Here is a 12,253-nt window from a genome sequence, read left to right as displayed (position 1 = left end):
AAAAGTGACAGCCCTCAGCGATGTGAGTTTCGGCAGGGGGCTTACGGATGCGCTACTCTAGCATGAACACCTACATCATTTGCAGCGTCCATTTTGTGAAGGCTGGCGCGAACGAGAGCAGTCCAAGACTGTCTGACCATGAGCATAGACAATAATATTGGCAGCACACCCGGCGGCGCTTACTCCGGTTCACGACGCAGCGCAGGATCTACCGGCGACAGCGGGCGCGCATCAGAGGCCGCGAAGCCAAGCGGCGATGCGGGCAAGGCTCGCGATGTCAGACAGCCCTCGCCAGACAACACAGTTAATGATGTGCGCAAATTGCCGGAAGGCACGCGTATCGACGCCAGAATCGTATCGCTTACGCTCGCTGACCAACAACTTCAACAGACGCTGCAGCAGCGTAGCCAGCAGGCCGCGTTGCTTGCCCTTCGCCTGCAGCTGACCAATCAACCCATGCCAGGTGCCGCACCCCGAGAGGGTGCCACGCTGACAACTACGATCCGCGCCGGAGAGTTGTCTGCGGCACTTGGCGGCAGTAGTGGATCCAGATCGATCCCAGCCGCCACATCGTCTGGTGAGGCATCCACTTTGCAGCGCCTGCAAAAGGCGGTGAACGCCCAACCCTTTCTACAGCTCCGCGTCAGCGGAGGTCGGCTGGAGCTGCTGTCGGCCACAGCACTACCCGCCTCTGCGCAGACACACCATGACGTGACCCTGCAAAGCCAGCAACAGTCGCTGGCCAAGTGGATGCCGCTGCAGGCCGACACCCGTGCCAGTTTACGGGCCCTGCTCGATATCGCCCTGAGCGCCGCCCCCCGAACAGCGTCAGCGAGCGCAAGCGCCTCCGTACCTGCTGATGCACAGCCAGGCTCCGACCCGGCAGCGCTCAACGTCAAACTCGACAAGGCCCTGGCCGCCCTGACCCCGCCGCCCGTTTCACAAGTTCGTTCGCAGGGCTTTCTTCAACAGCACATGCAGGGCTCTGGCCAGTTCATGGAAAATCGGCTTGCTACAGCATTGGCTGCTGCGACCACATCGACACAGGGCGACAGCCCATCCAGAAATGAGGCGCCGAGCGGCGCCTCTACCTTGCGTCACTTCGCCATGGCCCTGAAGAATGCGTTGTCCAGTGTCAACGGCGATCCGGGCAAATCGGCAGGCAATGCTCTCGACGCCCGGCTGCAGAGTGGCCCGCCACTGCACACCGGCCGTCAGGGTGATGTCTCTCGACCGCTGGAAACGACTCCAAACACTGCGCCTGCTACCCCTGCGCCGATGTCGAGCCTGCCACCAAGTGATCTCAAGAGCGCCGTGATCGAAGCGCTTGGCCTCGTGCTGAAACTCCAGACAGGCGGCCAACCCGGGAGCGAAACACGAGATGGCCAGTTGAGCGCGGCTAGTGGCATGGCGCAACCGCAGACGGCCGCGCAGCTGGTCAGACTGCTGCGAGCCGAAATACTCAAGACCCTGGATACACCGGCACGACTCTCCGGCCTTACGCCAGACGCCCAGGAACAAGCTGCCGTCTCGATGTTGTCTCGAGCGGCACTCAACTCCAGCAAGGAAGACAGCGACAGGGATACCGGTGAAATACTCAAGCACCTCGCCAGACTGCTGTCACGCGTTCAGACCAACCAGTTGACGTCGATCCAGGCGAGTCATCAGGCAGATGCCGAGTTACCCGGCAGCCAGACGCTCGTACTCGACCTCCCCTTCCTGCATCACCAGGCGGAGATGGTCACGGTGCTCATGGAACGCTATCCCACACAGGGACAACACACTGGCGACACTCAGGAACAACGCTATGGGTATCGGATTGTTCTGGACTTCAACTTCGATAAAAATGAAAGGATCACCGCGCTGAAGAGCCATGTTCGGTATACCGAAGGCACTGTCTCGGCAGCCTTCTGGACCAGTAGCGAACACGAAGCCCAAATCGTGGCCAGCCACCTGCCGCACCTTCGGCAGGAGCTGACCCGCTGGGGTCTGACTGTTGGAGAGCTGAGCCTGCAGGTTGGCGAGGCGCCTCCCGCCAGACAGGGTGTGCGCAAGCAGATCCTGAACGAAAGGATCTGAATATGAGCACACCACGGTCTGCCATCGCCCTGTTCTACGATGGAAAAGCCGCCCCCAAGCTGAGTGCCAAGGGCGAAGGCGACATTGCTGAGGAAATTGTTCGAATAGCCCTCGAGCATGGGGTACCGCTCTATGAAAATGCGGCCCTTGCGCAATCCCTCTCCTCGCTCGAACTCGGAGACGAAATTCCTGAACTGCTCTATCGTGTCATTGCTGAAATCATTGCCTTCGCCTACGTCATCCAGGGCAAGGCCCCGGATAACAGTTCGGAGACAGGTTCAGCCGAGGTCTCCTGAAGCATAGACACTACAAAGCCATCAGAGCCGTGTAGTACACTCGCGCAGCATTATCCCAGAGAACTTACGGCGCGCGATTGACATTGCGCGCTTCTACCGGAGCATGATCATGCAAAGCGAAAACAGTTCAGACGCATTCGAACAACTCGATGAACAGACACAGCAAATGCTGAAGGCCGCTGCCTTCGACACACTGGTATCGCACTTCCAGTCCAGAACGGATGTGCAGAACATTGATGTCATGAACCTGGCTGGCTTCTGCCGAAACTGCCTCAGCAAATGGCTGGCGACTGCGGCTGAAGAGCGTGGTATCGACCTCGATAAGGCGGCTGCCCGCGAACATGTGTATGGCATGCCCTATGAAGATTGGAAGGCCCGCTTCCAGACACCCTGACGCTTCTTTTGGTGAGGCAGTGGGCCGAATGCAGCCTCTAGTCATTTGCAGAAAGCGCAAAATCGCTGGAAAATAGTGTGTTTCGAGAAAATTTAGAACTTTTACCTCATTTCTAAAAAAGTTCTACTATGCTTCAATCCAACGATCAATGAGATCGACACACTACTTAATCCACTTTCTATAATAATAGTGCTTACCGATGATCTACAGAAGCTTTCGGCGGCAGCCGCTTATGAGTCGTTCAGCGTCAACGCCAGTTCAATTTGCCTCGCGTACACTATCGCCTTGTCGACATCGAACCTGCGTCGTGGCTTGTACTGCAGTTATTCTACTGAGCCAGGGCTGTTCCATGACTGAGCTGCGAAAGACGGCCTACTCTGCGGCCATGCAGTATGGCTGTCTCGAAATGCGCAGTGATATCCCCAGCCAGGAGAGCCGACGGCTTGAATGTGCTCTCGGCTTCAACGAAGGCGCGATGAGCTTTGAGCAGTACGAGAACCAGAGAAAAGGTCTCGCTGAGCCAATGTTGCCATCGTTTTCGTATCGCTAAGTTAGGCGGCTACAACGACCCTCCTCGTCGGCTAGGCACGCACAAAAATCGCGCCGCCCATGAAATTGCTGAACTTTGTTCTACACTTGCACTTGAGTGTGCTGGTTTGTGCCTGCTTTGTGTCAGGGGCCTCAAAACAGGAGCATATTCTTAATCAAGCCGGCGAAGGGTACAGGAGCAATAAAAATGGCTAAGAACGAAAAAGGCGTTGTCAAAAAGAACATCGACAAGATAAGCGAGATTGTGTCGAAAGAGCTGAGCAAAGCGACACAGCAAGTGCAGAATGTCGTCAACGACTTCTACAAACAGGCCGAGGAACTGCAGAAGCAGATCAAGGAACCTGTCATGAAGATGATCGGCGATCTTGATGAACTCAAAGACAAGGAACTCAAGAAGGTTCAGGATGAATATCAGCGGGTCATCAACGAACTGAACGATCTTCAGGAACAGATTCGTGATCGCATTCCGCTGTTGAAAGGCAAGGCTAGCGTTTCGTCTACACGCAAATTGCCAGCGCCTGCGAAATCCAAGTCAGTTGCGAAATCAGCTGCCAGCACAAAAACTGCGACGGCCTCTGCCAAGACAGCTGCTACGAAGCGTACGACAGCCGGAGCGAGTGCCAGCAAATCCAGCAAAGCGAAAACCAGCACTGCAAAGTCCGCTGCATCGAAGCCCGGCCCAAAGAAAACTCGCGCTGCGAAGAGCAGCTCCACTGCCGGCACAGCGAAGGCTGGCGCGGGCAAAGCAGCTTCTACGAAAGTAGCCAAGACCAAGCCTGCTGCATCCAGCACATCGACGACCAAAGCGAAAAAAGCCACTGCCCCGGCAAAATCAGCGACGGGAAAGAGTGCGACACCTGGCGCCAAAGCCGGCGCCGCCAAGACCACTGGCGCATCGGCGAAGAAGGTAGTCACTCCAAAGGCTGCCACGGCGAAAAAACCCGCTGGCGGACCGAAGGCGTCCGCTGGAAAAACTTCTTCAGCCAGGAAGACCGGAACTAAAACGACGTCCACGCCGAAGTCAGGCGCAGCGAGTAGTGCTTCCGGAAATACTGCGGCTAGTAAGCCAGTGTCAGCGAAGCCATCAAAGGCTGGCGACACCGATAGCGACAAGACCTGATCATTCGTCGCTATTCCGACGGCCGGCTGCGGTCCCCTGCAACCGGCCTTTTTTATCCCTACTCCCCGCTTACTGTCGAATACCTTCAATAGAGAGGTACATCTCGACGGTCTGTGAAGCTGGCCCGAGATCCTTCGGCACTCCAAAATCATCCAGCGTCAAAGTGGTCGTGCCTTCGAAGCCCTGCCTGTAGCCACCCCATGGATCATCTCCACCGCCGATTCTGTTCGCATCAATGACGATTTCCTTGGTAACGCCACGCAAGGTCAGATCGCCTGTAATCTCAGCCTTGTCTTCTCCGGTCTTCTTCACGGAAGTGCTGACAAAAGTGGCCTTGGGGTATTTTTGTACATCCAGAAAATCGTCAGAGCGCAGATGCTTGTCACGCTCGGCATGGTTGGAGTCGATACTGCCTGTGTCGATTTCGACCTTCACCGAACTCTTTTCAGGGTTTTTCTCATCGAAATTGAAGCTACCTGAAAAGTCGTTGAAGCGTCCAAGCAGCCAGCTGTAGCCAAGGTGCTGAATCTTGAACTGAACGAAGGCATGAGCGTCCTTGGTGTCGATAAGATATTCAGCTGCCTGCACGCTCACTGAGCCCAGGGCACTTGCTGTGAGAATGGAAGCACTAAGTAAAGCGGATCGAATTTTCGCGCCTGATCTGAGCATGAATAACCTCTTTGTATGACGGATTGAGCCTTGATTCAAGCTTCAACAGTAAAACAAAGACTGCAGGCAAATCATTACGCTTCGTTCATTTCCCGGCCGAAGGCCCGAGCATACGCCGGAGCGTTTCGTCCCGGTCGATGAAGTGATGTTTGAGGGCGGCAGCGGCATGCAAGCCTGCCATCGAGACGAGCACGAGTGCGGCGTACCAATGCACTATCCCGGCAAGCTCTTCCCGGCCCTTTTCGGCAGGCAGGAGTGCTGGCAAGTCGAACAGACCAAACACGTCGATGCTGCGACCATCGGCGGTCGAGATCAGGTATCCGGATATCATGACAATGAAAAGATCGAGATAGAGCAACCAATGTACGATCGCGGCTGCCAGCCGTTGCAGCTGTCCATGCCCCGCCACCGGGGCAGGCTGCGGGTTGCTCAGTCGCCATATCAGCCTGGCGCTGACCAGGGCCAATAGCACGATTCCAATACTGCGATGGAGATCAGGCGCATCCGTATACCAGGGATGGTAATAATCCAGATCGACCATATAGAGGCCGAGACCGAACATTGCAAATACGATGAAAGCGATGATCCAATGGAGCGTGACGGCAACCAGACCGTAGCCCTGTCTGCTGTTGCGTATCTGCATCCGCATGTTCTCCCGTTTCGAGGCTGCGTCTAGCGAGCTGGGGTCTTTTTGAGTGATCTTAGAGCATAGATATCGAAGCGACCAGCCTTTCCCTCGAGCTGCAGGTCTGTTTTCTCATCGGCGAGGAATGGGGCGAGCCTGGCGCGCTTGACCACCACCCGCGAAGGATTTAGCGAAAAAGCCTTGTCCAGCAGCCGACGTTCATTCAACTGCCGCTGTTCCGCATCTGACAGCTCTGTTGCATGTAGCTCGTGTAGCAGCTGCATGTCCTTCTTGACCAGGGGACCCTTTTTTCTGCTTGCCCGCCCCCCAGGAACAGCCTCTGCGTCAGCTGCGAACATGGGATCGAGATAGACGATATCGACCTGGAGATCCTCTGTGGGTGTCCATGAAGTAAAATCCATGTCACAGAGCGTCATCCGGTCGATGGTGTCAGCTTGCATGGGCGCTGAAGCATCATCCCTGGCGCGATCAAGCCCATCCTGAAGCAACCTGGCCAATACCGGATGTCGTTCGAACAGCCACACCCGGGCTACCTGACCTGCGATGATATGCGCGTCACGCCCAAGCCCGGCAGTCGCGTCAACCACTGTCAGGCCTGCGCCTGAATTCCGATGCAGGCTCATGGCCTTCAATACCTGCTCGTGTGCGGTACCACCGGCGCTCTGGGCTTTCTGCTGACGGAATCCTGCCTTGCCAGCGATGAAATCCACGCGCAACGGCTTCAACTTTGGCTGCGTAAGACTCCTCAACTGAACGGCGGACTCTGAAAATTCAAGTGCAAGCGAATGGTAAGACGCAGCAAACGGGCGGACATCGTCAGCCGGGACAAGCTCAGGGTGGTATTCGAATTGATGAGCAGAAGCGAAGGCACTGGCTTCTGCCAGCCGACGTACGCTAGATGAAAAGATCAACACCGAGTAACGCTGTCGACTCAGCATCTGGATGACGGCGGCCCAGATCGCTGGACTCCACTGCGCTGTACATGGTGAGTGCCGCCTGACTGCGAAGTGGCAGCTCATCCAGATCTCGCTGCCGACGCAGAGGGCCCTGCTCGACGGTGACGATACCTGAGCTGCCATCGTCCCGCATCTGGCGAAGCTTGTTCAGTTCCAGAAATGCCTGACTGGCAGCATAGGGTTCGATTCTATAGACGGCCTGGTCGGCCTGTGCAGATCGTACGCTGGCATTGCCGATATCTGTAACAACCGACGGACGTGACGACGCTCCGGACCTGAGGACATCCGCCTGCTCGTCGCGCCCGGAAGCAGCATCAGGATTCTGATTGTGCCGCGGCGCTGCATTGTTGGGATACTGATCAGGTCTTAGCCTTGTGGGCCCCTGACCATTGATGACAGACATAGATCCTGAGAATCAATAAAGGAATACAAGATATAATAGCCCAAGACCCAGTACCATGCGATACCAGACAAATGGCATAAATCCTATTTGTTGCAGCAATTTAAGGAAGAGATGAATACAGGCCAGTGCGCTGATGAATGAAACGGCAGCTCCGACCAGGATCTGTAGCCAGGCCACATGGTCGCCACTATTGGCGAGTTCGAGCATTTGATGACTGCCGGCTGCAAGAATCAAAGGAATCGACAGCAGAAATGAAAATCTCGCGGCCGCTATGCGGTCAAGCCCGAGAAACAGAGCAGCGGTCATGGTAATGCCTGACCGGGAGACGCCTGGAACAAGCGCGATCGCCTGAGCCAGCCCAACCAGCACCGCATCCTTCAGCGTCAATTGACTAATCGTCCGCGTACCTCGCGCCTTGTCCGCGAAGCCCAGCAGCACGCCAAAAACAATGGTAGTCACGGCAATGACGAGCACCGAGCGTAGATCCTCTTCGATGAAGTCGGCAAATGCCAGGCCGAAAACTACAGCGGGCACGGTACCAATCACAACTGCCCAGGCAAGGCGGGACTCTTCGGACGCACCCTTGCCAGCGACTTGTCGACACCAGGCCTGGGTGAGCGAAATGATGTCCTGTCGGAAATACAGCACTACGGCCAGCAATGTGCCGATGTGTACTGCCACATCGAAAGCAAGGCCCTGGTCTGCCCACCCAAGCACTTGTGAAGGCAATATAAGATGGGCTGAACTCGAAACGGGGAGAAACTCGGTAAGCCCCTGAATCAATGCAAGAACAATTATTTCCAACCAACTCATGACGCTTCAGCCTTGCAGTAATGAATGACCACGAAAATCAGAATCCTTTTCATAAGGCGCACACTCGTCAATCGGTAGCTCCGGCCTTGTGAGTGGTTTTCTTCCAGGCAGAGGCGCCTCGGAGGTAAGTGGGTATGGCTGCCTTTGGCAGATCCGACGAAGCCTGACCCGGGAGATGCTGGGCCAGCAGCGCGATGCTCGCGGCGTGAAGCTGGTCTGCAACAACGTCGAATCCTTCGGGCTGCGATGACGATGAAAAGTAATCCCCCGAGAGAATACTGACCCGTTCGGTCCTGCAACGCGCCAGGCAGACCTCGGACGTACTGAGCTGAGCATCGCAAATCGGGTGGAAAGGTAGTCCAGCTGACGACGCCTCAGCCACTTCAAATATCTGCCAGTACACCTCCGACATTCTCGCATCGATCACGCAGGCAAAACGATCGCCAGAAGACAGCCGCTCAGTGGCGGTGAGCTGCCAGGCAAAACCCATCAGCGAGCTGACGGCAGAGACGGGCTGACCACCGACATAGGCCAGTCCCTGCACCAGGGCAGCAGCAATCCGCAGCCCCGTAAATCCACCCGGACCAGCATCAAAAGCCAACACATCCACTTCAGAGACTGACCCCAGCCCTGCAGCCCTGATCAGTTCATCTGCCATGGGGAGCAAACGGCGAGCGTGGGCTCTCGCTGCCGTCTCACTCAGACTACTCAAGCGGCCCTCGTGTATCAGGGCTACCTCGCAGCGCTCAGCCGACGATTCGAATGCAAGAATGGTTGGCTGGTCGGTCTGCACTCAGTTGTCGAGCTGCGCAAAAATCTGATCACGGATACCGTTGACGTCGCCAACCCCATGCACTTTGAAATACTTCACGTGCGTGTCGGGATCGGCTTCGCGGGCCTTGTAGAAGTCGACCAGCGGCGCCGTTTGCGCGTGATAGACCTTGAGACGCTTGCGAACGGTCTCTTCGTGATCATCACTGCGCTGCACCAGCGGCTCGCCAGTCACATCGTCCACGCCAGCCTGTTTCGGTGGATTATGCTGCATATGATAGATGCGGCCACTCGCCTCATGCACCCTGCGGCCACTGAGACGCTGAACGATTTCCTCGTCATCCACGGCAATCTCGACAACGTAATCGATGAGGATACCGGAATCCCGAAGCGCTTCCGCCTGAGGAATGGTTCGTGGAAAGCCATCGAAGAGAAATCCGTTTGCACAATCCGGCTGCTGAATTCGGCTTTTGATCATGGCAATGATCAAATCATCGGATACCAGTCCTCCGGCATCCATGATGTCCTTAGCCTGACGCCCGAGCTCAGTCCCCTCCCGAACAGCTGCACGCAGCATGTCTCCGGTAGAAATCTGAGGAATATCATAACGTTGGGTGATGTTCTTGGCCTGCGTTCCCTTGCCTGCTCCGGGCGCACCCAGCAAAATGACTCTCATAACGTAGTTCCTTGGAAAATTGTAGGGAGGCATTATACGTAAGCGTGCCAGCTTGTCCAAATTCTACAGGCCACTGGGCCCGAAACATGGACGCGGGACACGCTGCCGTGATCAACCGGTGTTTCTCATGCCCGCGGCCACGCCAGCCATGGACACTTTCAAGGCTTTTTCCACCGTCTCCGTGCTGCGCTTGTCAGCCGATTGCCGTCGGTCCCGTGCCAGCAATTCGATCTGCAGGTAATGCAATGGGTCAGTGTACGGATCCCGTACTTTCAGGCTGAGTCTGAATACCGGGTTGTCTGCCAACAGTCCGTCCTGATTCTTGAGCTCACGCACAAGCACGACCAGTTTCATGACTCGCTCGCGAAGCTGCTGTCCAATGTCGTGCAGGTGGGGCTCCACCAGGCGCGCCTCGTAAGAGGCCGCAATGTTGATATCCACTTTTGCCAACACCATTTCGAGCATATCGATATGGGTCTGGAAGAAAGGCCAGCGATCCAGCATGTCTTCGAGCACTGGTCTCTTGCCGCCTGAAAAGGCTTCCTGCAACGCAATATCACTGCCGAGCCAGGCTGGCAGCATCAATCGCATCTGGGTCCAGGCAAAGATCCAAGGAATCGCCCGCAGGGTCTCGACTCCCCCGCCGGTCTCACCGGGCGGAATCTGGCGGCGGGCGGGTCGACTGCCCAGGGCAAGCTTACCGAGTTCCTGCTCAGGTGTTGCCGCCCTGAAATAGGCAACAAAGTCCTCATTACCTTTCACCAGAGCACGGTAGGACGTCGTCACGCTCTTCGCCATCGCCGTCATCGTGTCGCGCCACTCGGGCTCAGGATCAGGTGGCGGCGCCAGCGTCGCTTCCAGCACAGCGCCGACATACAAATTGAAGCTCTGTACTGCCACCGCTGGCTGACCGAACTTGAAGCGGATCATCTCGCCCTGTTCCGTGATTCGGAGACGGCCTGCCACAGAACCAGGGGGCTGAGAGAGTATGGCGCGGTTGGCCGGTCCGCCGCCTCGTCCTACAGTACCGCCACGACCATGAAACAGCGTCAGTCGCACCTTGTGACGCTCGGCAGTGGCCACCAGCGCCTCCTGCGTCTGGTACTGCGCCCAGGCGGCAGCCATCTGGCCACCGTCCTTGGCAGAGTCGCTATAGCCGATCATGACCTGCTGATACCCGGAGGTATAGCTTCGATACCATTCCGTATTCAGCAGACGGTCGATGCTCTCAGCTGCGCCTTCAAGATCCGCCAGGGTTTCGAACAGGGGTACGATTGGAATGTTTCTCGTCACGCCGCAAGCCCGCAGAAGCAGTATGACCGCGAGCACATCTGAAGGCTGGCTGGCCATCGAAATGACATAACAGGCAATACTGCCTTCTGGCTGCGCGGCAATGACGCGACAGGTATTGAGTACTTCGTTCACCTGCTCGCTCGCCTGCCAGTCGAAGGGCAACAGCGGGCGCCTCGAGTCGAGCTCCCGCACAAGAAACTGCTGTCGCTCCGCTTCCGACCAACTGGTGTAGTCACCGTAGCCGAGTTCATTGCAGATTTCTCTGAGCGCCTCACGATGACGACTCGAATCCTGACGAATGTCGAGACGCACCAGCGATAGCCCGAAGGTTCTCACCCGATAAATAGTACTCAGCAATGGCCCCTTGGCGATAACGCTCTGGCCACAGGCCGTCAGTGAGTCGTAGCAGAGCCTGAGTGGCTCGAGCAACTCTTCGTCATACAGCAGCACGTCCCTCGACGTTGAGTCCTGCGATAGAAGCTGCTTCATCTCACGCAGATAGGTGGGCAGGTCCATGGTGGACACCTGTCGTGCCCAACTGCGAGTCGCTTCCAGTCTGACCCGCAGATTCGTCAACATTGCACGATAGGGTTCGTTGCTGCCCGGTACTCGCTCGCGAAGCGCCTCCGTCGCTGTGGACATCGACAACTGCGCGCGCAAAAGCTCAATGTCCCGCAGGAAAAGATCAGCAGCCATCCAGCGACTCAGCGACAGCACCTCCTGCGACACAGCGTGGGTCACGTTCGGATTGCCATCACGATCGCCCCCCATCCATGAGGTGAAGCGCAGTGGCGAAACACTGGGCGGAAGCCCCTCGCCTATGCGCTCGGTCAGCACGGCATCCAACTGTCGATAGAATCCCGGCACGGCTTCCCAGAGTGAATATTCGATGACTGAAAAGCCCCATTTCGCTTCATCGACAGCGGTTGGACGTGTCTGCCGGATTTCATCGGTATGCCAGACCTCGGCGATCAGCCTTTCGAGAATCTGTCGTAAGCCTTCGCTCTCGGATTTCAGCAGGTCGTCCCGATCAAGCGCCTTCAACGTTTCCGTTATGGCGTCATATTTCTGAATCAGTGTTCTTCGGGTAATTTCGGTCGGGTGGGCCGTGAGCACAAAATCTATGTGCATGTCCTGCAGTGCTGCCAGTATCCCCGCAGGGTCCTGACCATTCTTCAGCAGACGATCCAGCGCTGTTTCAACTGTATCGAGGCGGTTGGCCACTAGCTCGTCAGCGGGCGCCTTGCGTCTGACAAAGTGATACTGCTCAGCAATATTGGCGAGGTTCAGGAACTGATTGAACGCCCGGGTTACCGGCACCAATTCATCGTCGGAGAGCTTGGCCAGCACGCCCTTGAGCTCGTCAGACCCCACCTTCCTGTCGGTCTTTGCTGCTTGCCGTATTGCTTCGATGGTATTGAAGAAATCATCACCGAGATGTTGCTTTATAGTCTGTCCCAGCAAGTCGCCCAGCAACCTGACGTTATCCCGAAGTGAGGGATTGAGTTCGATTCTGGCCGGCTGTTGCTGCCCTGCATCTGGTTCGGCATTGGTAGTGCTCATAGGTTGCAACTCCTTTGGCTATGTC

At 56.5% G+C, this 12,253-nt stretch carries 13 protein-coding genes; 5 read left to right on the top strand and 8 right to left on the bottom strand.

Features of this window, described 5'->3' with window-relative positions; genetic code table 11:
• Positions 1-138: 138 nt before the first annotated feature.
• The 5 genes from fliK (at position 139) to ABD735_RS03125 (ending at position 4,438) form a co-directional block, all read left to right on the top strand.
• A complete protein-coding gene (fliK, locus tag ABD735_RS03145; RefSeq protein ID WP_344803189.1) occupies positions 139-2,079 on the top strand; it encodes a flagellar hook-length control protein FliK in 1,941 nt (646 codons plus the stop codon).
• 2 nt (positions 2,080-2,081) lie between these two features.
• Positions 2,082-2,375 carry an EscU/YscU/HrcU family type III secretion system export apparatus switch protein gene (locus ABD735_RS03140; RefSeq protein WP_344803187.1) on the top strand — a complete coding sequence of 98 codons (294 nt, stop codon included), beginning with the start codon at positions 2,082-2,084 and terminating at the stop codon, positions 2,373-2,375.
• Between the two features lie 109 nt (positions 2,376-2,484).
• Positions 2,485-2,769 (top strand): DUF1244 domain-containing protein, encoded by a 285-nt coding sequence (locus ABD735_RS03135; RefSeq protein WP_344803185.1) that lies wholly within the window; start codon positions 2,485-2,487, stop codon positions 2,767-2,769.
• Between the two features lie 349 nt (positions 2,770-3,118).
• The gene (locus ABD735_RS03130; RefSeq protein ID WP_344803183.1) at positions 3,119-3,319 is read left to right on the top strand and encodes a hypothetical protein; all 201 of its coding nucleotides are present in this window, start codon (positions 3,119-3,121) and stop codon (positions 3,317-3,319) included.
• 186 nt (positions 3,320-3,505) lie between these two features.
• Positions 3,506-4,438 carry a hypothetical protein gene (locus ABD735_RS03125; RefSeq protein ID WP_344803181.1) on the top strand — a complete coding sequence of 311 codons (933 nt, stop codon included), beginning with the start codon at positions 3,506-3,508 and terminating at the stop codon, positions 4,436-4,438.
• Between the two features lie 69 nt (positions 4,439-4,507).
• On the opposite strand, the gene ABD735_RS03120 is transcribed toward ABD735_RS03125, so the two are convergent.
• The 8 genes from ABD735_RS03120 to ppc form a co-directional block, all read right to left on the bottom strand.
• Entirely contained in the window at positions 4,508-5,107 is a 600-nt protein-coding gene (locus tag ABD735_RS03120; RefSeq protein WP_344803179.1) for a YceI family protein, read from the bottom strand.
• 85 nt (positions 5,108-5,192) lie between these two features.
• A complete protein-coding gene (locus tag ABD735_RS03115) occupies positions 5,193-5,750 on the bottom strand; it encodes a cytochrome b (RefSeq protein WP_344803177.1) in 558 nt (185 codons plus the stop codon).
• A gap of 29 nt (positions 5,751-5,779) precedes the next feature.
• Positions 5,780-6,691: a class I SAM-dependent methyltransferase gene (locus ABD735_RS03110; RefSeq protein WP_344803175.1), complete on the bottom strand. Its 912-nt coding sequence runs from the start codon at positions 6,689-6,691 to the stop codon at positions 5,780-5,782.
• Positions 6,648-7,112 (bottom strand): hypothetical protein, encoded by a 465-nt coding sequence (locus tag ABD735_RS03105; RefSeq protein ID WP_344803173.1) that lies wholly within the window; start codon positions 7,110-7,112, stop codon positions 6,648-6,650. The genes ABD735_RS03110 and ABD735_RS03105 overlap by 44 nt, the downstream gene beginning before the upstream one ends.
• A gap of 12 nt (positions 7,113-7,124) precedes the next feature.
• A complete protein-coding gene (locus ABD735_RS03100) occupies positions 7,125-7,925 on the bottom strand; it encodes an undecaprenyl-diphosphate phosphatase (protein ID WP_344803171.1) in 801 nt (266 codons plus the stop codon).
• Between the two features lie 67 nt (positions 7,926-7,992).
• Positions 7,993-8,718: a tRNA (adenosine(37)-N6)-threonylcarbamoyltransferase complex dimerization subunit type 1 TsaB gene (gene tsaB, locus ABD735_RS03095; protein ID WP_344803169.1), complete on the bottom strand. Its 726-nt coding sequence runs from the start codon at positions 8,716-8,718 to the stop codon at positions 7,993-7,995.
• Positions 8,719-9,372, bottom strand: a complete 654-nt coding sequence (gene adk / locus ABD735_RS03090; protein ID WP_344803167.1) for an adenylate kinase — start codon at positions 9,370-9,372, stop codon at positions 8,719-8,721. It lies immediately after the preceding gene.
• A gap of 111 nt (positions 9,373-9,483) precedes the next feature.
• Entirely contained in the window at positions 9,484-12,228 is a 2,745-nt protein-coding gene (gene ppc, locus ABD735_RS03085) for a phosphoenolpyruvate carboxylase (protein ID WP_344803165.1), read from the bottom strand.
• Positions 12,229-12,253: the final 25 nt, after the last annotated feature.

This window comes from Allohahella marinimesophila (genome assembly GCF_039538005.1).
GTDB classification, from domain to species: domain Bacteria; phylum Pseudomonadota; class Gammaproteobacteria; order Pseudomonadales; family Oleiphilaceae; genus Allohahella; species Allohahella marinimesophila.
The sequence above is the reverse complement of the archived record's forward strand: the minus strand, read 5'-3'. Positions and strand labels throughout refer to the sequence as shown.